The following is a 20,708-nucleotide window of genomic DNA, read 5'->3' as shown; positions in this document are numbered from 1 at the left end:
TCGCCCGACCGGCGCGTGGGCGGGTGCGGGGCCGCCCGCCCCGCTTCGCCCGGACATATCGTCGATGTATCGAAAATCGCATACGTGTCGGCAACACCGCGCCGACTTGACTGGCGGTATGTCCTACAGCGAACCAGTACGACCAATGGCCCGTTCCCGTCGATTTCCGCCCGGGGCGGCGGGCGTGGACCTGACCGTCCGGCCCATCAGCGCGGCCGAGCACCTGGCGTTCGTACGGGCACAGCGCTCGGTCAGTTTCCTGCAGACCCCGGCCTGGGGGCGCGTCAAGACCGAGTGGCGCAGCGAGTCCCTGGGCTGGTACGACGGCCCGCGACTGGTCGGCGCCGGGCTCGTCCTGCACCGGCCGGTGCCACGGCTCGAGCGTTTCACGCTGGCCTATCTGCCCGAGGGCCCGGTCATCGACTGGACCGGCGACGTCGACGCGTGGCTCGACCCGCTGGCCGCCCACCTCAAGGCAGGCGGCGCGTTCGCCATCCGGCTCGGTGGGCCGGTGCGTACACACGTCTGGAGTTCGGACGAGATCAAGGAGGGCATCGCCGATCCGGGCACGCGGCGGCTCACCGATGTGCCCGCCAGCTGGACCGACCCGGTCGGCGCCCGGGTGACAGACCGGCTCAGGGGCGCGGGCTGGCTGCCGCAGAGCCCGGAGGACGGCTTCGGCGTCGGGCACCCCCAGTTCAAGTACGAGATCCCGTTGGCCGGCAGAACCGAGGACGACCTGCTCAGGGGCATGAACCAGCTGTGGCGGCGCAACATCAGGAAGGCGGCCAAGGAGGGCGTAGAGGTCACGGGCGGTCAGGTCACCGACGGTCAGGTGAGCGGTCGGGAGGATGTGACGGCGTTCCACGACCTCTACGTCCATACCGCCGAGCGGGACCGCTTCACACCCCGGCCGCTGCGCTACTTCGAGACCATGTTCTCGGTGCTCGGCGCCGAGGATCCCGAGCGGATCGGACTCTACCTGGCCCGCCACCGGGGCGACCTGGTCGCCGCCGCCGTCATGGTCCGCGTCGGCACCCACGCGGTGTACGCCTACGGCGCCTCGTCCACCGGGAAACGCGAGGTACGGGGCTCCAACGCCTGTCAGTGGGCGATGATCCGCGACGCGCTGGCCACCGGCTGCGACGTCTACGACCTGCGCGGCATCACCCCGACCCTCGACCTCGACGACCCGCACGTCGGGTTGATCCAGTTCAAGGCCGGCACCGGCGGTCAGGCAGTGCGGTACGTGGGTGAGTGGGACCTGCCGCTGCGGCCACTGGTCTACCGGACCTTCGACCTGTACATGAAACGGCGCGGGCGTTGAGGGCTCACCCCTTACCTTACCGGCCGGTAACGTATCGTCGGGATATAGAAAATCGCATACGCGCCGGCAACACCGCGCCGCCTTGACTGGGGACATGACCTTTTCCCAGGCATCCCCGGCCGCCTCGGCCCCATCGATCTCCTCGGCCGTTCCGGTGACGGGGATCACGGTGTACGGCTGCGGGCATGACGAGGCCGACCTGTTCCGTCAGATGGCACCCCACTTCGGTGTGAAAGTGACCCTGACGGAGGCCGCCCTGACCGAAGGCAATGTCGAGTTGGCCTCCGGAAACCGGTGCATCAGCGTGGGACACAAGGCGCCTGTCACGCCGACCGCTCTTCTCGCGCTTCGTCAAGCAGGTGTGACGTACATATCCACACGGAGTATCGGCTGCAACCACATCGACGTGGAATACGCGGCACGTATCGGCATCTCCGTCGAGAACGTCGTCTACTCCCCGGACAGTGTGGCCGACTACACCCTCATGCTCATGCTGATGGCGGTGCGCAATGCGAAAGCCACCGTCCGCCGCACGGACCTCCACGACTACCGGTTGCCCGAGGTGCGCGGCAGGGAGCTGCGCGACCTGACCGTCGGGGTGATCGGAACGGGACGCATCGGGACGGCGGTCGTGGACAGGCTCCGGGGTTTCGGCTCCCGTGTCCTGGCCCACGGCACTCGGGACAGGGACACGGCCGACTACGTTCCCCTCGACGTGTTGCTGCGGTCGAGCGACATCGTGACGCTGCACGTTCCGCTGGGCGCGGATACGCATCACCTCCTCGACGAGCGACGTATGCGGCAGATGAAGAGGGGAGCGTTCGTCGTCAATACCGGACGCGGACCACTCATCGACACCGAGGCCCTGGTGTCGGCGCTGGAGAGCGGCAGGTTGAACGGTGCGGCGCTGGACGTCATCGAAGGGGAGGAGGGAATCTTCTACGCCGACCGCAGGAACAGGCCCATCGAAAGCACGCTGCTGCCGAGGCTGCAAAAAATGCCGAACGTGCTCATCAGCCCGCACACCGCTTATTACACCGACCACGCCCTGAGGGACACGGTCGAGAACTCCATCATCAACTGCCTGAACTTGGGTCTGTACAGCGAGTGGTGTAACTCGTGGGGTGGTAGTTACAGTTGGGCCGCGGTGAGACGGCCGTCGAAGGTGATGTCGAAAGCCTGGAGAGCCGGCTTCCATCGCCTGGTCCAACGCTTCGCTCCGGTCCCGGTCGGGTCCAGGCTCATTACTGCGAGGTAGACGCACTTCAGGGCGGCCTGTTCCGTGGGGAAGTGTCCGCGAGCACGGACGGCCTTGCGGATTCGGGCGTTCACGGACTCGATCGCGTTGGTCGTGCACACGATCCGGCGGATCTCGACGTCGAACTGAAGGAAGGGCACGAACTCCGCCCAGGCCCGCTCCCACAGCCGGACGATGGCCGGGTACTTCGCACCCCATTCCTCCGAGAACTCCAGGAACCTTTCCGTGGCGGCATCCTCCGTGGGCGCGGTGTAGACCGGCCGGAGAGCCTTAGCGATCTTCTCCCAGTCCTGCCGGCCCGCGTATTTGAAGCTGTTACGAAGCAGGTGAACCACGCAGGTCTGCACGATCGTCGCAGGCCAGACGGTGTTCACCGCGTCGGGGAGTCCGGTCAGCCCATCGCAGACAAGCATCAGGACGTCGCGCACGCCCCGGTTCTTGATCTCGGTGAGGACCTGGAGCCAGTATTTGGCTCCCTCGCCGCCATCGCCAACCCATAGCCCCAGGATGTCCCGGGTCCCCTCGGCGGTCACGGCCAATGCCATGTAGACCGGGCGATTGGCAACCTGCCCATCCCTGACCTTGACGTGCACACAGTCGATGAAGACGACCGGATACACCGCGTCCAGCGGCCGGTTCTGCCATTCCACCATGCCCGCGACCACACTGTCGGTGATCGTGGAGATGGTCGACTTCGACACCTCGGTCCCGTACACCTGGGCCAGGTGCGCGGAGATCTCACCGTGCGTGAGACCCTTTGCCGACAGTGACAGCACCATCTCGTCGATCCCACCCAGACGCCGCTGTCGCTTCTTGACCAGCATCGGCTCGAAGGACCCCGCCCGGTCCCGCGGGACGGAGATCCCGACCGGGCCGACCTCGGTGGCCACAGTCTTGGACCGGTGGCCGTTGCGGTAGTTCTCCCGCCCGCCCTCGGCCCGCTCACCGTGCTCATGACCCAGGTGATCAGTCAGCTCACCTTCCAGCGCCGACTCCAGCACCCGCTTGGTCAGCTGCTGCAGCAGGCCGCCCTCACCGGTCAGCTTCAACCCGTCGGCCTGAGCTCGGGTCACCAGCTGACCGATCAGCTCGTCATCCACGGCGGCCGCCAGCTCGCCGACGCCACTCTCGGTACCGGTCTCACGCATCACGTCAGTCATCAACTTCCGCTTCTTGCTCGGGAGTTACACCGGTTACCGTACAGACCCCCGTCCGGCCGTGCTGTCGCCGGACCGGAGCGTCCACGGGCTGCTCGTGCTGGAGCAGGGGCGGTACGCGACGATCCGCCTGGACGTCGTCCTGCCCGTCCTGCACGGAACCCTCGGCGAGGACGGGGCGACGCAGGGCCTGCTGGAACTCTCCGGCATTCCCTATGTGGGCTGTGACGTCCAGAGCTCCGCCGTGTGCATGGACAAGTCCCTCGCCTACGTCGTCGCCGGGAGTGCGGGGATCGCCACGCCGAATTTCCGTACCGTGATGGGAGACGAGCACGTTGATTCCGACCGGCTCACTTACCCCGTCTTCGTGAAGCCGGCCCGTTCGGGTTCGTCCTTCGGCGTCAGCAGGGTGTCCCGGCAGGAGGACCTGCCGGCGGCGCTGGAGGACGCCCGGCGGTACGACGCGAAGGTGCTGATCGAAGAGGCCGTCCACGGCAGCGAGATCGGCTGCGCCGTCCTGGGGAACGACCTGGAACTGGTCACGGGCGAAGTGGATCGCATCGCCCTCTCCCACGGGTTCTTCCGGATCCACCAGGAGGAGGAGCCCGAGAGCGGCTCGGAGAACTCGACGGCGATCGTTCCCGCCGACATCCCGGCCGAGGCACGGACGCGCGTACAGGAGACCGCAAAGGACGTGTACCGCGTCCTGGGATGCAGAGGACTGGCGCGGGTGGACATGTTCCTCAAGGGCGACGGCGAAGTCGTCCTCAACGAGGTCAACACCCTGCCAGGCATGACCTCGTACAGCCGCTATCCGAGGATGATGGCAGCCGCCGGTCTGCCGCTCTCCGAAGTGATCGACCGGACGGTATCGCTGGCTTTGACGGGGAAGCACCGATGACGGGGGACTTCGCCTTCGTGGACGAGTTGGTGTCCGGAATACGGTGGGACGCCAAGTACGCCACGTGGGACAACTTCACCGGCAGGCCGGTGGACGGGTACCTGGCGAACCGGATCGTCGGCACGAAGGCCTTGTGTGCGGCTCTGGGAAGGGCGGCGGAGAGGGCCGAGTCCGTCGGCTTCGGGCTGCTTCTCTGGGACGGTTACCGCCCACAGCGGGCCGTGGACTGCTTTCTCCACTGGTCCCGACAGCTGGAGGACGGCCGGACGAAGGCGAGGCACTATCCGAACATCGGCAGGGACGAGATGTTCGACCGGGGATACGTGGCCGCCAGGTCGGGTCACAGCCGGGGGAGCACCGTCGATCTGACGCTGTACCACCTGGCCACGGGCGAACTCGCGCCGATGGGCGGGGACCATGACCTCATGGACCCGGTCTCGCACCATGACGCACCGGGGATCACGCGGGTCGAGGCGGCGAACCGTCGGCACCTGCGCTCGGTCATGGGCGCCTGCGGTTTCGACTCCTACGCCTGTGAATGGTGGCACTACACGCTGAAGGACGAACCGCACCCGGACACCTATTTCGACTTCCCCATCGCATAGCCAAGCGGACGGTCCGGACCTGGATTCCTCACCCCACCGCGAAGGTGCCACCGGGTACCGCGTAATCGACCGGGCCCGCGCAACGCGTCGCCGCACGCCGTGACGAAAGGCTCAGCCCTGGCAGGCGTGGGTTCGGGCGGCTCCTGTGGTGACCCAGACCGGACGATGGCTCCGGGACGCAGGTCGAGTTCGGCGGCGGGTCGCCGGTTCTGCTCGACTCGCCGCAGAGCCTCTGCGGGGAAGGCGGGGAGGGTGAGAGGTGCGCCGATCGTTGTGCAGGGTCGGCGATTCTGACGTCTTCGAGGGTCACCACCGAGTCGTGGTCGTTGGAGACAGTGCCGAGGATCTCGTCGCGGCAGCCACGGTGCACGGTGACCGGTGACCGGTGACGACCGACTCTGCGGGTCAGCGGGTGCGGTCGTAGACCAGGGCAAGCGTGCCGTCGACATCCGCGGTCTGCCGGACGAGCGCCCACTTGCCGGCGGGCAGGCCGTCGTCGAAGAGGCGCGGCCCGCCGCCGAGGAGGACGGGGAAGACGGTGAGGGCCAGGCGATCGACCTCGTCGGCCTCCAGCAGTGCCTTGATGACGCTGGTGCTGGAGAGTACGAGGGCGTCGCCGCTTCGGGTGTCCCCGAGGTCAGCGGCGCCCCGAGCGGTCGGCGCGTCGAGGACAGGACCACCTTGTCGGCGGCGACGAGCCACTTCGCGAAGCCCTCGTCGCGCGGGTCGGCGCCCTCCGTGCCGATGATCGTGGGCCAGAATCCGAGGACCCCCTCGGCGTTGACACGGCCGAGCAGGGCCGTCGTCGCCGTCTCCCAAAGGCTGGTGAGTTGGTCGCGGGCCACGTCGGACACCGCGTACGGCATCACCCAGCTCATGTCGAGCGATACGCGGCGATCCGGCGGGACCACCGAGCCGACCTGACCATGGGGGAGTTGAGGCGCGAGCACAACGCCGGCCCGGCCGCAGCGACGCAAGCCGCTGCCGTCGCCGGGCGTCGGCGCTGGATCCGTACAGGACGGTGATCGGGCACGATCCTGCGGGCCGACGTGGACGCGCCGCGCAAGCAGCGGCACATGCACTGTGACTGTCCCGTGAAGGGAGCCCCAGAGGGCTGTGGGAGGTGCGAGGGGGATACCTCAGGCGGGCAGTTGGGTGTCGATGACGAAGCTGATTTCGACGACCTGGCCGGGCAAGGTCAGTTCAGTGATGCCCAAGACCGTGCTGGCCGGGCGGTGGTCGCCGAAGTACCCCAGGTTGCCCTCCGCCGTCGCCGCGGCATTCTGCCGCAGGTTCACCACGTACAGGGTCTGCGAGACGACCTGGTTCCGGGTGGCGCCGTAGTGATCCAGGACCTTGTCCATGTTGACGTAGGTCTGCTTGAGCTGGGCGGCGAAGTCGCCCGCGTAGAGGAACTCGCCTGCCTCGTCGAACGAGAGCTGTCCAGAGACGTGGATCAGCTCGCCGGACCTGATCGCCTGTGAGTAGCCGAAGTCGCTCTCGGCCGGCACGTCGTGATTGAAGACATCAATGGTGGCCATGGTGCTCGCCCTTCCGATCTGCTCTCTTGTAGTTACTCGGAAACTGTAGGAGAGTGAAGGCTGACCTGGAAGAACGCACTTTTCGGTGACTAAGGAACCTGATGGTGACCAAGCAACTACTCAAGGGCCTGCCGGAGGACGCCGACCTGCGGCGCGCAGACTCCCTGGCGCGGGAGATCTTCTCGGACGTCGCCAACAAGTGGGCGCTCCTGATCATCGAGGCGCTCGGCGAGCGCACCCTGCGTTTCAGCGAGCTGCGGAACGAGGTCGAGGGCGTCAGCCACAAGATGCTCACCCAGAACCTGCGCATGCTGGAGCGCAATGGCCTGGTCGACCGGAAGGTGTACCCCACCGTGCCGCCGCGAGTCGAGTACACCCTCACCGAGCCGGGCCGGGCCCTTCGCACCGCGGTCGACGTCATCTGCGGCTGGACCCACCAACACCTCGGTCACATCGAAAGTGCACGCGGCCGTTTCGACGCCTGACGGGCATGCGGCAACACCCCCGCGCGTTGCCCGATGCCTTGATCGATCTCACGTTGGTGGCCACCCACGTGGCCCGCGCTTCACCTGATCGGGCTACCGAGCCTTCCCGGGGCACAGGTTCAGCAACAGACATCTCACGGGCGGCGGTCCGCTCCCGTCGATGTCAGACTCGGCCTCAGGCCTCCGTCCCGCATCCCCCCGAGCTGGGGCGGAGGCCGCCCCCGCCGAGGCGGCGTTCTCTGCGCCGTGTTCCCCAGGGGTCCGCTCGTCCCCACTCGGTCGGCCGGGGCTTCGACGGGGATGCCGGCGGACGTCCTCGGCTATGACGAGCGCCCGCCGAACTGCCAGTTGTGCACCTCGATGCCGACGTACCGGTCCGGGGCCAGAATGGCGCGTGCCGTGTCCGGGTCCGGTGCTCGCAGCAGCGCCGCCGTACCCAGCCAGGTGTCGCCGTCGTCGGACAGCAGCGGCCCGTAGGCGATCAGCTCGTTCCGGTCGGGTGGCACCGCGAGGTCGGCGACCTGTCCCGTGCCGAGGCCGAGGCCGAGTACCAGGTACCGGTTGCCGTCGGTCGGGCCGCCGGGGAAGTCCCACATGGTGCGCCCCAGCATGTTGCGCCACCGTCGCAGCAGCACGTCCCGGTAGACGCCGGCCTGGTAGTTCGGCTCGTCGAAGGCGAACGCGCGGGCGGCGGCGGGGTCGGGCAGGTCGACGATGTGCACGCTCCCGGTCGGTGTGTCGCCGTCGTCGGCGAGGGTCGGGCCCCGGGCGATCATCTCCTTCGCGTACCGATCCATGTAGGACCAGTGCTCTTCCAGCAACTCGTCGCGCAGCGTCATGGAGCCGGGCCGGTCGCGGTGGTAGCAGAGGAAATCCATGCCCAAGGATGTCTCCAAGTAGGTGCCCAGGTCGAGCGGGTTTCACGGCGAGGGTTGCTCGGCGGCCTGCTGTAGTAGGGCGCGTGCAGAGCCCGGGTAGCGCGGCGGGCGGCCGAAGCCGGTACCCGGCCGGACTGCGGTCCGGCGACACCGTGAGCGAACACACGGGCAGAGCGGTTCCCCGGCTGTCCGGCCCGCCGCGGCCGTAGGTGTGGTGGTTCACTCGCATCGCCCTCGCCTGTCCTGGTGCGAGGGTGGGGCGACAGCGACAGCGGCAGCGGGCCTGGAGGGAGGTCTTCTCATCCGCTGTGCGGAATTCGGCCATCACCGAGGCCGGGTAGCGGCTGCCCGCGGAGCCCTGGGGGAGGACCTCCCGGATACCGGCCAGGTCGGCTTCGGTGAGTTCTACGTCGGTGGCGCCGACGTTCTCCTCCCTGCCAGCGCTCGTCCCAGCGGCGCAGGTTGACGACAGGCGGTTCGGCCTAAGAACTCCTAACGAAATGATCTACAAGGTGGTTGGATCACTCCGGAGCTGAAAATCCGGGGGTGCGGGGTGGCTCGGGCGAAGCCGTGGGAAGTTGACGACGAGCTGTGGGCGGTGATCGAGCCGCTTGTGCCGAAGATTGAGCGTCGGGCCCAGCATCCGGGGCGCAAGCGGCATCCGGACCGGCTGGTGTTCCAGGGCATCCTGTTTGTGCTGCACACCGGAATCGCCTGGGAGCACCTGCCGCAGGAACTCGGCTTCGGCTCGGGCATGACCTGCTGGCGCCGCCTGGCCGAGTGGACCGAAGCCGGGGTATGGCCCCGGCTGCACGGGGTCCTCCTCGCCAAACTCCGTAGTGTGAACGTCCTGGACTTCTCCCGGGCGGCGGTCGACGGCTCCCACATCCGGGCGTTAAAGGGGGCATCAAGACCGGACGAAGCCCCGTCGACCGGGGCAAGACGGGCAGCAAACATCACCTGATCACCGACGCCACCGGCATCCCGCTTGCCGCCACCCTCACCGGCGGCAATCGCAACGACGTCACCCAGCTCGTCCCGTTGCTGCAGGCCGTGCCGCCGGTGCGGGGCAAGCGCGGCCGGCCCCGGCGCCGACCGGACGTGGTGCTGGGGGACCGCGGCTACGACCACGACAAGTACCGCCGCCTGGTCTGGGATCTCGGCGTGAAGCCGCAAATCGCCCGCCGCGGGACCGAGCACGGCTCCGGGCTCGGCGCTCAACGCTGGGTTGTTGAACGCGCGTTCGCCCACCTGCACTGGTTCCGTCGCCTGCGCATCCGCTGGGAGATCCGTGACGACATCCACGAGGCATTCCTGACCCTCGGATGTGCGCTTATCTGCTGGAGGCGCCTCAGGGCGGCCCGATGAGTCCTGAGTGTGCTCGTCAAATCGATCTAAAGCCATGGAACGCAAGGCGGCGTACCGTAAGAGATCGCGAAGACGGTCGATGAGTAGCGGGGGACGCGGCGTGGCCTATGCGATCGGACTCGTGTGGATGACAGGTGCTGCCTTCATGACGTGGAAGGCGGCCCAGCTCTGGCGCAACGCGCACTTGGTGGACTTCTTCTTGGCTTCCTACACTGTCCTGCCGTTCGGCCAGGAGGTCAGGAGAGGCGAGGTCCGCTCCTTGGGTGTCACCGCCACCTCGCTCTGGGCAATCACTCCTCTTGTCTTTTTGGGACTGCTGGACGCTGAGATGACCGGTGGTCAAGCAGCCGTCGTCCTGATTGCGGTGCTCATCGTGCTGGCATGCATGGCCTGCGAGATCAGCATCATCCTCTTCAACGTGCCCGCGCGTTTCGTGCCGCCACACATGCGCTCTGATCCTGGGACCGTGGTGCTATGGCGTGTGCGCCGGAAGCGCAAGAAGTCCGGTCACCGCTGACACACTCGGCTGTCGCGTACGGCATTTCGTTAGGAGTTCTAATTGCGCTGGCCGCCGGGCAAGCCGTCTCCGGGCTCGCGGTGTTGCGCTCGTTTCACCGGACGCGGATACGAGGGGCCCGCGCCGGTCAAGGGACCTGGACCGCCCCCATTGCATCTTCCAGCTTTTCGCCCTCGCCGTACCGCTCGATCCGACCGCGGACGGCACCGCACTGGAACGAGCGAGGCCCCGTGATGTGCGGGCGCTATCTCTCGGCTTCGGTTGCCGGGGCGCTCATAGCAGCGGTCAGGAAGGTGATCGCCCAGCTGCGGGCGGCCCGGTCGGTCGCAGCTGGGCATGTGGGGGTCGGCTGGTGGTGGGCCTCGACGCGGTCCACGGCCGTCACGGCGAGGATTCCCCGCATGCGAAACAGCAGCTCGGACGGGGTGAGGTCGGGCAGCGCGCGGGCGAACGCCGCCAGGTAGCGCTCACGGATGGCGGCGTCGTCCGGGCCGGTCCAGCCGCGGGCCTCCTCGGCGGGATCGCTGAGGATCGTCATGATCAACCGGGACGCGTGTACTCCGCGGTCGCCATCGGTGGGCATGTCGTCGAACAGGGGACCCGCGAAGGCCTCTACGAGATCGGCGACCCGCGGCTCCCCGGCCCTCGCGAGAAGCTCGTCGAGCCGGGTGCGCTGGGCGTTGGTGATCGGATCGATCACGCGGCGGACGACCGCGGCCATGAGGTCCGCCTTCGACCCGAAGTGGTAGGCCACCGCGGCCAGGTTCGCTCCGGCGAGGCCGGTGATCGCGCGGACCGAGGTTCCGCTGTATCCGTTCTCGGCGAAGAGGCGTTCGGCGGCCTCGAGGACTTTGGTCCGGGTATCGGGTTGCACCATGTCCCGTACTATACGAACGATCGATTGAAACGAACGTTTGACTTATCCGGATGTGATCGCATGAAACTGCTCGTCTACGGCGCCGGGGTGTGCGGGAGCCTGCTCGCCGCCCACCTGTACGAGGCCGGGCGTGATGTCACACTCCTCGCGAGGGGCCCCCGTCTGGCCTCCCTGCGCCGGCACGGCGTGCAGCTCGCGGAGGAGGACAGCCCTGCCGTCCGGCAGGTGCCGGCCCCGGTCGTCGAGGACCCGGCCGGCGGATACGACCTCGTCATCGTCACCGTCCGCACCCACCAGGTCGACGCGGTGCTGGAATCGCTGGCCCGTGTCGACGGCGACGTCCTGTTCCTCCACAACTGGGCCGCCGGTGCGCAGCCGCTGGAAGCAGCGATCGGCCGCGGGCGTGCTCTGCTCGGATTCCCCCCGGCCCTGGCCGGCGGCACCATGGACGGCGACGTGGTCCGCTACCGGGCACTCAGCTTCATGGCCGGCCGGGTCCCGATGCCGATCGGTGAGCCCCATGGGCACACCACCCCGCGGTCGGAACGGATCGTCCGCGAGTTCCGCGCGGCGAACATCAAGGTCAAAGCCGAGCCGCGGATGGACGCCTGGCTCAAAACCCACGCCGCGTTCGAGGTACCGCTCGGCCGGGCGGTACGCGCGGCGGGCGGGCCGGCGGCGCTGGCCGAGGATGGGGACGCCGTAGGCGGCATGCTCCGCCTCATGCGGCAGTCCATGGCCGCCACGCCGACGCCACCGGTCCCGCGCGTGTTCGGCGCACTGCAGACCCTGCCGGAAGGCATGCTCGTCGCCTTGCTGCGGCGCTTCCTGCGCAGCAAGACCGCCGCACGCAGCGCACTCAACGACACCTCCCCCTCGGCGACAGCCGAACTGGATCGACTGGCCGAACAGATGCGCACCCTGGCAGGGGCCCCGTAGGCATCACCGTCGTGGTTGGCCACGAGAGCTGTGCGACTGCCCAGACTCTGGCCCGGCGGTCACGGGTCGTGCTGGAGTGCACCGAAGGCCACTCGATCACGGAGGTGTCCCGGCGGCTGAGGATCACCCCTGACACGGTCCGCACCTGGTGACGCCGAATCCCGGCCGAAACGCCGGAGCTGGACGTGTGTCCAGAGACCGGCCGGGCCCGGCTCCCCTACCGCCGGCCGCCCCGTCCCCCTCCAGCAGGTGCGCGACGAGCTGGCCCGGCGGCCCGGCCGGATCAGCGCCGGCATCAGCCGGACCCGGTGCGGACCCGCCGGCGCGGTGGTGTCCCCGCTGCGCCTGGCTCTCGGAGCGGAGGGCGGCGTCACCGAGCTGTGCGCCGCGCACGCGGGTGACTGGTGCGGCGTACCCGTGCGTTTCACCGGCGGCCACCCCGTACCGTTCCTGCCTCCTGCCTTCTGCCTCCTGCCTCCGCTGAACGCCGTCGAGGACCGGCAGCCGGAGGCGTCCCGTTCCCAGCTGCGCGCCGCTTACCGGGCCGTGCGTGGTCTTCCGTTGCAGCCGTCTCCGTCCGGAAGGTACCGACCATGAACACGTACGCCGTACGACTGGAGAGCGCCGGTGCGGCCGTGACCGTCGTCTGCGCCGAGCAAACCGTCACCCACTGGTCCGCCCGCTACTTCGGAACCTGGTGGAATGCCGCCGCCGTTCATCCGGCGGACATCTGCGCCGGGGCCCGGGTCACCGGGAGCTGGACGACCACGCTTACGACGACCATGCCCTGGCGGTGACGCAGTCCCCGCACACGAGCACTATGTACGCCCGGGAGCAACTACTCCTCGCGGGGGGCGTGTCCGACGGAGTGATCCGTGCCGTGGCGCCGGAGAGCGCGCTCGCCTACCGCCCTCGGCGGCGGCCGTCGGCCTCGGACTGCTGGAGGCGCTGGGCTGGTTCGAAACCGTACGGGAGCGCCTGGAGGCAGGCGAGGCGTTGCATCCGACGCAGGACGAGAGCGTTACGCAGGCTCTGTTGGCCGGAGACCCCACGCCGCTGTGGGAGCGCGGCAAGGAGATGAAGACGCAAGTGTTCCCGGACCAGTTCACCAGTTGGTTCGGCGTTCCCCTGGCGACCGGCGGCGAGGCGGCGGCACTGGTGTTCCCGCGGATCGAGGCCGGCGCGGTCCCGGCCGTCGAGGAGACCGGCCGCGTGCTGGGTAGGGCGGACTTCATGAGTGGCGCGACAGAGGACCGCTATCCGGACGTGTTCGCGCTTCTCGGGGTCGACGGCGGCGGCACCTCAGCTGCCCGCGAGGCGGTCGCCCAGCGACTGGCGAAGCTGCCGCACCACTCGGTCGTCCTCGGCCATGACGTGGCTGCGAACGCCGACTTCCTGGCCAAGGCGACCGGACTCACGGTGTAGTCGACTCCCGCCTCGCCAGGCTCTGGCACGCCGGCCCCGCTGAAGCGCGGCCGGACCGGGTACGCTCCGTACACCCGCGGCACCGGATTCACGGGGAGGCCGGGCGTACGCACCGCACAGGCGGCGGTCCCCTCCCGTTGATGCCAGACTCGGCCTCAGGCCTCCGTCCCGCACCCCCCGAGCCGGGGCGGAGGCCGCCCCTCCGACATGGCGCGCTCCGCGCCGCGACGTTCCCACTCGGTTGACGGGCGAACGATGGTGCCGGGGCCGAGGCTGCGCCCCGGACTGCTCTGGCTCAGCCCAGCGTGTCCATCAGGGCGGTGACATAGGCGTCCAGTCGCGCCTCCACGGCTTGCGGTGTGAGGTCTGTCCGCCCTACCGCTCGCCATGGCCTCGACACCGCATGCACTTCTTCCGAGGACGCCAGTCCGTCCCGTACGAGCCAGTAGAGTCGCTCGCTCGTGGCCGCGGCCAGCACTCCGCCGGCTTCCTCGTACGCCTCGGGGAACCGCAGACCCCACGCAGGGCCGTGCAGCTGCGCGAGTACGGCGGAGCAGTGCGCCACATCGAGATCGGCCGGGCCCCAGGAGGGGGCCGCCCAGTCGACGACGCCGGTGATCCGGGTCCCTGCCGGCCCCGAGGGCGGCACGTCGAACAGCACGTTGCCCGGCTGGAAGTCCCGGTGCAGGAATCGCCCTTCACAGCGTGGTGGCGCGGGCTTACGGATCACGTCGATTGCCGCGGCCCACGCCGCCGTGTCGGCGCCCTTCGGAATCACGACGGTGTCGGGGTTCGTCAGCGTCACGTACTTCGGGGGCTGCTCGGCAGGCTGTACCGCGTGGATGGCCACGAGCTGGCGGGCCAGCTGGGGGACGCGAGTCTCCAGCCCCTCGTCGTCGAGGACCGTCCGGCCTGCCAGATGTGTCATCAGGAGCGACGGATACTCGCAATGTGCGGCGACCGGGTCTGCCGCGACCAGCTCAGGGGCCGGTACGCGGGTCTTCGTGAGCAGGGTCAGGGCGCCGGCCTCCCTGTTCAGCCAGTCTCCGGCGTGCTCCACGTAGAACGGGTCGACCAAGCTCCGCAGCACCAGGTCACGGGTGCCTCCATCCGGCGTGCCGACGGTCAGCCTCCGCATCTCGGCCGTGATACCGCCGTGCAGCACCTCGGCTCCGACGACGCGTTCGCCGACCTCCAGATGCCGGCTCACCCAATCCAGTGTCAAAGGCCGGACGACCGCTGTCTCATCGTGGTTGGTCACCGTGTCACCTCATCATCGTGACAGAGGTACGCGCGAAAGTTTTTGTCTCGGTCACGGACGACGACTACGAGCACGTCGTCCTCGTGGGAGGTGGCGCACCGGCCGTGGTGCCATCGATATGGCCGACAGCGACAGCGTTCGTGACCGACCGACCGACCGCCCGCCGAAAGCCGGTGCCCGGCCGGACTGCGGTCCGGCCGGGCATGGATCGTTCACGTCGCCTGGGGAGCTACTGGGAGCCGCAGTGGCATCAGTAGTACCTCATGTCCCAGTGGTTCGCCCAGCGCTCGTCGGCGTAGTCGACGACCGTCTTGCCGCCGGACGTCACGCGCCGTCGCGGCGCTTGTGGTGCTTCTTGGCGTGGTTCCGGGTGTGGTTGGTGACGCGCGGGGTCCCGGCTGATGCCGGCCGCCTTCAGCCTGGCCGACGCCTGGGCGTCGCTGAGTTTTCCGCCGCCTCCGGGCATGCCGCCCCTGCCCCCGCCCCCGTTACCGCCTCCCGCAGGCGACCCACGATCAGCACAAGCACCCCGGAACAGCGTTACCGGCCCGGGATTGGCTGGGTGAGGTTCAACGGGTTGCCGTCGGGGTCCTGGATGTGGGCGACGCGCTGTCCCCACGGCATGTCGTTGGGGCCGCCGCGGACCGAGCCTCCCAGCGCTGTCACCCGGCCGAGCATCTCGTCGACGTCGTCGACACCGATGCTGAGCAGGATCCGCGGTGTTGCCCCGGTTCCCGGGTCCGTCTTGGTTACCAACCCGAGGTCGGTGTCGCCGATGCGCAATCCGAGGTAGAAGGCCGGGCCTTCCGCCGGCACCCGGAAGATTTCCTCAGCGCCGAACAATTTCGTGTAGAAGCCGCGCAGAACGTCCTGGTCGGCAGTCAGGATCACTGGCTGGATGGTGGACATGGCACTCCTGTCGAGAACGGTCGTGTCGCTGGGTAGACCGTTCGGGGACGGTGAACTCATCGGCCGAACCACCGCGCCGGACGATCTGCAACACAGACTGCCGACCACGACCAGCACGGGCACCCCGATACGAGGTCACGCCACCCATGTCCTATTTGCCGGAGTCTGTAGAAGTTGCTGAAACCACGCCTCTACAGCCATGAACTCGCAGATCAATCAGACTGCTCCCTGCACCCGCGGGGATGGTGGGCAGGGCGACCGCGAGGTCGGGCCGCTGGCAGGCGTAGCGAGTGCAGCCGTTCGGCGATCGTGAACGAGTCGAGGCGTAGGGCGGCGATGTCGCGATCAGGTCCCGCCAGGCCTCGAACTTGGTGTTGACACGCTCTCTGTGGATGCCGAGGTACGCCACGGCCACGCCAAAGCCGTACAGCTCGTTGCGGGCGGGCGGGCGGGCGGGCGGGCGGGCGGGCGGGCGGGCGGCCAGGCCGACGAACACGGAGTAGTCGTTGACCGCGAGGTCGTCCAAAAGTTCGGCTGGCGTCGGGCCAGGGCCCGCAGTGCGTCCGCGGTGGTGTCATCGATTTCGATGCCAGCCATGAGTCGAGTGTGCCGCGCGAGACCACGCTCGGGCCAGCCACCTGGAAGTATCGCTTTGACCTGAAGTTTCCTGATCGCTTCAGTCGGGTCGATCAGTCGAGCGCCTCTTGGCGCTCGACTCAGCCCCAGAGGATGCGCGAGCACGACGAGCAGACGGCCGAGGCCCCAGCGAGCCTCGGAGTACGAGTGCGAGATCGTGGCCGACCATCCGGGACCGGCTCGGCAACGCGGCTGGCGACAACAGCGCGGACATCCTGGCGCAGAGGCACCGTGGTCAGCAGCTGCTGGAGTTCTACGCCGAGGACCTGACCGACACCGTCGACGCCCGCACCGATGGCGGCCGGTCCGCCTACCGGATCGACGTGAAGGCGCCCTCTCAAGCCCTCGCCCCCGTAGGTGCTTCTACGAGTCCGTCAGCCGGTCATAGGAGGCGGTCTCGAAGTGGAGCCTCGTCGGGGCGGTCGACGTGGGATCCTGGACGCCACGCCTGCCGTGAACGAGGAGCACCGAGAAGTTCCACAGCTCCGGATGCGCGTGGTGGATGTTGTCCGACTTGACGTGACCGGCAAGCCGTCGGACCGCTGACAGCACGCTGGGGAACTCCCCGACGCGCCGTCCCGGCAGGTAGTCGTTACTGGGGCGGCCGGCGAACGGGATCTCCTCTCCGAAGGCCAGGTCCGTGGCGGCCGGCAAGTCGCCACCGCCGGCTTCGGTCGAGCCGAGGACGACGAACGTGACCTGGATCGGCCCGGTGACGCCGTGCGGCTCGTAAAGAATGAAGTCGCACGGCAGGTCGGTGAAGCGCGAGGCGGGACCTACCACCCGCGCGGCGTAGCGCGTCAGCGCGATCAGCAGGCTCTGGTAAGCCGAGAGCACCAACAGCACGTCCTCCCGGCTCCCGCCGGCTGTCAGCACGGCCTGCAAGGTCTTCCGGGCAGTCTCCCGGTCGGCGGCCCGCTCCTTCGCCCCGTTCGACAACGGCAGGGTCGCAACCCGCTCGGGGAAGGCCGCGCGCACGATCTCCTCGGCCACGACGTGCAGCCCCCGGCTCGTGTTCACCGCCTTGACGTCGGCCAGCAGCGGCGAACAGGCAGCAACCGCGGCGGCGTCAACGCCGTGCCAGACCGGCAGGACCCGGCGCTCACCGTCGGAGGCGGTGGCGATCAAGCCTGCCAGCTCGCGCTGGGGCCACTGCTTCGCGAAGAACGACTCGCTGAGGACGACGACCCCGTACCGGGATGCCCCGAGCCCGCGATCGATCTCGCGCAGCACCGAGTCGCCCACCCGTAGCGAGAGCTCGTCGTACCAGACTGAGAAGCCGACTGATTGCAGGTAGTGGGCCAGCGGCCCGGCCACGAGCAGTTTGTCCTCACTGGCGTGGCTGATGAAGAAATCCCACTTCGGAGTCATCCCGGCATCTTCGACGAAAACGCTCCGCCCAGCGCCCTGAATCGGCGAATCAAAGCCCTGCTTCACCACCTGACTGGGCCTGGTCATCGCGACGTCGGCGGCGTTGTGCACCCTCAGCTGGTCCGGGCCGGGTCAGTCCGGGCTCAGCGACGTCACCATGTCCACGGCCACCAGCCGGCCTGGACCTTTCTCAGCGGCCGCCGACAGCAGGCGTCGGATGGTGATGGCGCAGGTGCGGCGGGTCGGCGTGTCCGGCTGGCGATGGTGAAGCGGTTCCCTGGCAGTGCTGCGGTAATGCGGGAACACCGCATGGGCCGAGGCCCGAGTCCCGGGGTACAGCCGAGGTACGCGTCAAGGGGGCAGTGCATAGACCTTGATGCGGCTTTACGCGTGGTCAGCACGGAAGTGCGCGGGTTCGCGGAATCTGGCAGGAGTCTGACGGGGAACCCGTCCGCGGGCCTGTGTTGGCGTAGAACGAGTGGGTCCCGGCAGCTGGTCGATGAGGCCTGTCAGTAGTCGCCCGTACGCTCATGCTCGTGAACATCGACGATCTCGAATGGCAGTCACGGACGCTCGGCGGAATATCTCCTCGCCTGGTCTCCATGCTCGTGGAGCGGGGTGAGGTGGAGCTGCTGGTCCAGGCCGCATCGGAGCAGGGGGAGTGGTTCTGCGCCCAGGCGGCGGCTCGCGAGCTGTCCCGGGCGGGCGAGGTCGAGCGGGCCCTGGGCGTCCTGGAGCCGTTCGTCGAGGCTGGGTGGAACCGGGCACGCTGGGAGAGGACCGAGGTCCTGCTCGAGGCGGGGAGGGTGCAGCAGGCACTGGACGCCGTACGCCCGGACAAGGACGGCCTTGCCTCCGAGTGGGTGTGCCACGACTTTGTGGAACTGCTGGCCAAGGCGGGCAGGCTGAACGAGGCGATCACCGTCCTCACGCCGCATCTGGACAGGGAGTGGATCCTGTCCACCCTCGTCGAGCTGACAGAGGGCCAGGACCATGATGAACAGGTCCTGGAGCTGATCGCCCCGCACGCTGAGCGGGCCCGCAGCGCCCGCGGCGAGGAGCGCTGGAACTTTCACCCCAGCAACGCGCAAGATCTCCAAGCCCAGGTCCTGGAGCGTGCGGGCCGGGTCGATGAGGCCGTACGGATGCTTGGAGCAGACGTCGCAGCCGGGCACTACGTGGTCCAGAACACGCTGATCGCCTATGCCGAGCTCCTGCGGCGCCACGGGGGTGTCGAGGAACTGAGCGTGTTGAGCACCGGCGAGCGTGCGGACGAGACGCTCGCGTACTACGCGCGGGCGCTCGAAGACGACGGGCAGGCAAGTGAGGCCGAGGCTGTGCTGCGGCGTTTCATCGCAGTCGCCGAGTATCCGGACCGGTTCCGCTGGCCTCTGATCGAACTGTTGGGCCGCCAAGGTCGGATCGAGGAAGCCATCGAGGTGGGTCGCCCGACGTTCGATTACCACGATGTCTGCCTTTTCGACGACGTCATTCACCTGCTGCACGAGGCAGGCCGGCTGGACGATGCCCTTGCGCTCCTCGACGAGCGCAGTGCTGAGTTCGTCGAGGAGCACCCGTCCTGGTTCAGTTCGAACCGGATCTGGCTGCTGGGCGAGGCCGACCGGCACGAGGAGGCCCTCGCCTACGCGGGAACGCTGCCATCGGACATGTATGGCCTGACGGTCAGCAAGGCGTGGATCCTCGATGAGATGGGGCGCATTGAGGAGGCACTCGCCCTGCTACGGGCGGATACTGAAGTGCGGCCGTCGGAAGTGGCCGAGCTGCTCATTCGGCATGGCCGCGCCGTTGAAGCCATCGCCGGAATGCCCTCCCTCGCCGAACAACATGCGGCCAGCCGAAGGCGTGACGCGGCCGCGCAGGCCGACCGGGGCCCCAACGACCCTCCCTTCTAGAGCGGCGGGCGCTGCTGAGCGTCACCGGGGCAGCTTCGCCGTCTGCTCGGAATGGGCCGCGGTGACATAGCGCATGGCGTTCTTCTCCGTCATCCCGAAGAGCCTCACCAGCCGGAGCGGGACCGCTGTTTCTGCCGCTGCGTTGAGAATGCCGTCCTGACGCAAGCGGACCAGGGTGAGACCTGGCGGCACGTCGACACGGAGCAGGACCTTACCGACGGCGGGGTGGTCGGGGCGAGCGCCGATCCGTCTCGGAGATGGCCCCTTGGCGCCGCACCAGTAGAGGACGGTGCTCAAGATGCGGATGTTGCTGAAGTGACTGGGTGACTGCCGCTCGTGCAGAACCCGGCTGGAGTCCTTGACCAGTTGCGCGGCCGTCCCGGTCATCTCGCCAGGGAAGCTGGAATGGTCCGCTGCAGGTCGCGGTGGTCACGGCCGAGGCTCTTAGAGGTCCTAACAGAAGTTGTTGATCATGTGACTTTCGGCTTGAGTGGTCGTTGGTCCGTTCGTGGGGAAACGACAGTCGCGGCCCTGGGTCGTGTCGGATGAACTGTGGTCGCTCATCGAGCCGTTGCTGCCCGTGCCGGGTCCGAAGCTGGTGGAGGGCAGGCCGCGGGTCCCGGACCGGCAGGCACTGTGCGGGATCCTGTTCGTGCTGCACACCGGCATCCAGTGGGAGTACCTGCCCCAGGAGCTGGGCTTCGGCTCGGGGATGACGTGCTGGCGGCGCCTGGCCGCCTGGAACGAAGCCGGCGTGTGGGACGGACTGCACCTGGTACTGCTGCAGAGGCTGCGGGCCGCGAAGAAGCTCGACTGGTCCCGGGCGGTGATCGACTCCTCCCACGTACGGGCCGCTCGGCGCGGCCCAAAAGCGGGCCCAGCCCGGTCGACCGCGCACGACCGGGCAGCAAGCACCACGTCCTCACCGACGGCCAGGGCATCCCGCTCGCGGTGTCGCTGACCGGCGGAAACCGCAACGACGTCACCCAGCTGCTGCCGCTGCTGGACAAGGTTCCGGCCGTGGCCGGCGTCGTCGGCCGGCCCAGACACCGGCCAGACGCACTCCTCGCCGACCGCGGCTACGACCACGACAAGTACCGCCGCCTGCTGCGACAGCGCGGGATCCGACCGGTCATCGCCGAACGAGGCGTCGAACACGGCTCCGGCCTGGGCGTCTTCCGCTACGTGATCGAGCGCACGATCGCCTGGCTGCACGGCTTCCGCCGACTGCGAATCCGCTGGGAACGACGCGACGACATCCACGAAGCCTTCCTCGGACTCGCCACCTGCCTCATCACCCACCGCCACGTCCAACGCCTTTGTTAGGACCTCTTAGAGGG

At 68.4% G+C, this 20,708-nt stretch carries 20 protein-coding genes and 3 pseudogenes; 13 read left to right on the top strand and 10 right to left on the bottom strand.

Annotated elements, in window-relative coordinates; all coding sequences use genetic code 11:
- Nucleotides 1-118 precede the first annotated feature (118 nt).
- Nucleotides 119-1,327 (top strand): lipid II:glycine glycyltransferase FemX, encoded by a 1,209-nt coding sequence (locus BJ961_RS18795; RefSeq protein WP_271413947.1) that lies wholly within the window; start codon nucleotides 119-121, stop codon nucleotides 1,325-1,327.
- Nucleotides 1,328-1,421: 94 nt separating this feature from the next.
- Nucleotides 1,422-2,417 (top strand): annotated as a pseudogene (locus BJ961_RS18790) (D-isomer specific 2-hydroxyacid dehydrogenase family protein); the annotation flags it as partial.
- A gap of 41 nt (nucleotides 2,418-2,458) precedes the next feature.
- Here the strand turns inward: BJ961_RS18790 and BJ961_RS18785 are convergent.
- Nucleotides 2,459-3,745 carry an IS256 family transposase gene (locus BJ961_RS18785; RefSeq protein ID WP_271321273.1) on the bottom strand — a complete coding sequence of 429 codons (1,287 nt, stop codon included), beginning with the start codon at nucleotides 3,743-3,745 and terminating at the stop codon, nucleotides 2,459-2,461.
- A gap of 43 nt (nucleotides 3,746-3,788) precedes the next feature.
- Between BJ961_RS18785 and BJ961_RS18780 the strand changes: the two are divergent.
- Both BJ961_RS18780 and vanX read left to right on the top strand, forming a co-directional pair.
- A pseudogene (locus BJ961_RS18780) lies at nucleotides 3,789-4,643 on the top strand (D-alanine--D-alanine ligase family protein); the annotation flags it as partial.
- Nucleotides 4,640-5,248: a D-Ala-D-Ala dipeptidase VanX gene (gene vanX, locus BJ961_RS18775; protein ID WP_271413946.1), complete on the top strand. Its 609-nt coding sequence runs from the start codon at nucleotides 4,640-4,642 to the stop codon at nucleotides 5,246-5,248. The pseudogene BJ961_RS18780 and the gene vanX, both read left to right, overlap by 4 nt.
- Before the next feature lie 405 nt (nucleotides 5,249-5,653).
- Here vanX and BJ961_RS36015 read toward each other — a convergent pair.
- Nucleotides 5,654-6,159 (bottom strand): annotated as a pseudogene (locus BJ961_RS36015) (dihydrofolate reductase family protein).
- 228 nt (nucleotides 6,160-6,387) lie between these two features.
- On the bottom strand, nucleotides 6,388-6,789 hold the full coding sequence (locus BJ961_RS18765; RefSeq protein WP_271413944.1) for a RidA family protein: 402 nt from the start codon (nucleotides 6,787-6,789) through the stop codon (nucleotides 6,388-6,390).
- A gap of 101 nt (nucleotides 6,790-6,890) precedes the next feature.
- Between BJ961_RS18765 and BJ961_RS18760 the strand changes: the two genes are divergently transcribed.
- A complete protein-coding gene (locus BJ961_RS18760) occupies nucleotides 6,891-7,274 on the top strand; it encodes a winged helix-turn-helix transcriptional regulator (RefSeq protein ID WP_271413943.1) in 384 nt (127 codons plus the stop codon).
- Nucleotides 7,275-7,594: 320 nt separating this feature from the next.
- Here BJ961_RS18760 and BJ961_RS18755 read toward each other — a convergent pair whose 3' ends face one another.
- On the bottom strand, nucleotides 7,595-8,152 hold the full coding sequence (locus tag BJ961_RS18755) for a YciI family protein (protein WP_271417091.1): 558 nt from the start codon (nucleotides 8,150-8,152) through the stop codon (nucleotides 7,595-7,597).
- Between the two features lie 553 nt (nucleotides 8,153-8,705).
- Between BJ961_RS18755 and BJ961_RS18750 the strand changes: the two genes are divergently transcribed.
- Both BJ961_RS18750 and BJ961_RS18745 read left to right on the top strand, forming a co-directional pair.
- Nucleotides 8,706-9,520, top strand: a protein-coding gene (locus BJ961_RS18750) for an IS5 family transposase (RefSeq protein WP_271413942.1) whose coding sequence is annotated in 2 segments (ribosomal slippage) — nucleotides 8,706-9,032 and nucleotides 9,035-9,520 — 813 coding nt in all. Because the reading frame shifts where the segments join, the coding sequence is not laid out codon by codon here.
- 100 nt (nucleotides 9,521-9,620) lie between these two features.
- A complete protein-coding gene (locus BJ961_RS18745; RefSeq protein ID WP_271413932.1) occupies nucleotides 9,621-10,037 on the top strand; it encodes a hypothetical protein in 417 nt (138 codons plus the stop codon).
- Between the two features lie 244 nt (nucleotides 10,038-10,281).
- Here BJ961_RS18745 and BJ961_RS18740 read toward each other — a convergent pair whose 3' ends face one another.
- Nucleotides 10,282-10,914: a TetR/AcrR family transcriptional regulator gene (locus BJ961_RS18740; RefSeq protein WP_271413941.1), complete on the bottom strand. Its 633-nt coding sequence runs from the start codon at nucleotides 10,912-10,914 to the stop codon at nucleotides 10,282-10,284.
- A 60-nt stretch (nucleotides 10,915-10,974) separates the two neighbouring features.
- Between BJ961_RS18740 and BJ961_RS18735 the strand changes: the two genes are divergently transcribed.
- The 4 genes from BJ961_RS18735 to BJ961_RS36005 all read left to right on the top strand — a co-directional run bounded on the left by BJ961_RS18735 (nucleotide 10,975) and on the right by BJ961_RS36005 (nucleotide 13,278).
- Nucleotides 10,975-11,853 carry a ketopantoate reductase family protein gene (locus tag BJ961_RS18735; protein WP_271413940.1) on the top strand — a complete coding sequence of 293 codons (879 nt, stop codon included), beginning with the start codon at nucleotides 10,975-10,977 and terminating at the stop codon, nucleotides 11,851-11,853.
- Nucleotides 11,854-12,102: 249 nt separating this feature from the next.
- Nucleotides 12,103-12,450 (top strand): hypothetical protein, encoded by a 348-nt coding sequence (locus BJ961_RS18730; protein WP_271413939.1) that lies wholly within the window; start codon nucleotides 12,103-12,105, stop codon nucleotides 12,448-12,450.
- Nucleotides 12,447-12,650, top strand: coding sequence for a hypothetical protein (locus BJ961_RS36010; RefSeq protein ID WP_333782084.1), 204 nt, complete (start codon nucleotides 12,447-12,449; stop codon nucleotides 12,648-12,650). Before BJ961_RS18730 ends, BJ961_RS36010 begins: the two co-directional genes overlap by 4 nt.
- A gap of 238 nt (nucleotides 12,651-12,888) precedes the next feature.
- Entirely contained in the window at nucleotides 12,889-13,278 is a 390-nt protein-coding gene (locus BJ961_RS36005) for a hypothetical protein (RefSeq protein ID WP_333782083.1), read from the top strand.
- 295 nt (nucleotides 13,279-13,573) lie between these two features.
- Here the strand turns inward: BJ961_RS36005 and BJ961_RS18720 are convergent, their stop codons facing one another.
- From BJ961_RS18720 to BJ961_RS18705, 4 genes are all read right to left on the bottom strand, one after another.
- Nucleotides 13,574-14,539, bottom strand: coding sequence for a phosphotransferase family protein (locus tag BJ961_RS18720; RefSeq protein WP_271413938.1), 966 nt, complete (start codon nucleotides 14,537-14,539; stop codon nucleotides 13,574-13,576).
- Nucleotides 14,540-15,079: 540 nt separating this feature from the next.
- Complete coding sequence (locus BJ961_RS18715) at nucleotides 15,080-15,448, bottom strand: VOC family protein (RefSeq protein ID WP_271413937.1); 369 nt, start codon at nucleotides 15,446-15,448, stop codon at nucleotides 15,080-15,082.
- Nucleotides 15,449-15,599: 151 nt separating this feature from the next.
- Nucleotides 15,600-15,974, bottom strand: coding sequence for a hypothetical protein (locus BJ961_RS18710; protein ID WP_271413936.1), 375 nt, complete (start codon nucleotides 15,972-15,974; stop codon nucleotides 15,600-15,602).
- A gap of 473 nt (nucleotides 15,975-16,447) precedes the next feature.
- Nucleotides 16,448-17,566 (bottom strand): toll/interleukin-1 receptor domain-containing protein, encoded by a 1,119-nt coding sequence (locus BJ961_RS18705; RefSeq protein ID WP_271413935.1) that lies wholly within the window; start codon nucleotides 17,564-17,566, stop codon nucleotides 16,448-16,450.
- Nucleotides 17,567-17,991: 425 nt separating this feature from the next.
- Here BJ961_RS18705 and BJ961_RS18700 point away from each other — a divergent pair, with 425 nt between their 5' ends.
- Nucleotides 17,992-19,368, top strand: coding sequence for a tetratricopeptide repeat protein (locus tag BJ961_RS18700; RefSeq protein WP_271413934.1), 1,377 nt, complete (start codon nucleotides 17,992-17,994; stop codon nucleotides 19,366-19,368).
- A 21-nt stretch (nucleotides 19,369-19,389) separates the two neighbouring features.
- Here BJ961_RS18700 and BJ961_RS18695 read toward each other — a convergent pair whose 3' ends face one another.
- Nucleotides 19,390-19,755 (bottom strand): hypothetical protein, encoded by a 366-nt coding sequence (locus tag BJ961_RS18695; protein ID WP_271413933.1) that lies wholly within the window; start codon nucleotides 19,753-19,755, stop codon nucleotides 19,390-19,392.
- A gap of 121 nt (nucleotides 19,756-19,876) precedes the next feature.
- On the opposite strand from BJ961_RS18695, the gene BJ961_RS18690 reads away from it, so the two are divergent.
- Nucleotides 19,877-20,694 (top strand): IS5 family transposase gene (locus tag BJ961_RS18690; RefSeq protein ID WP_271320373.1). Its coding sequence is split into 2 segments (ribosomal slippage): nucleotides 19,877-20,234 and nucleotides 20,234-20,694, totalling 819 coding nucleotides; the frame shifts between segments, so codons are not numbered across the junction.
- Nucleotides 20,695-20,708 lie beyond the last annotated feature (14 nt).

Origin of the sequence: Streptomyces lienomycini (assembly GCF_027947595.1) — a bacterium.
GTDB classification, from domain to species: domain Bacteria; phylum Actinomycetota; class Actinomycetes; order Streptomycetales; family Streptomycetaceae; genus Streptomyces; species Streptomyces lienomycini.
This window is presented reverse-complemented; position numbering and strand designations above follow the sequence as displayed.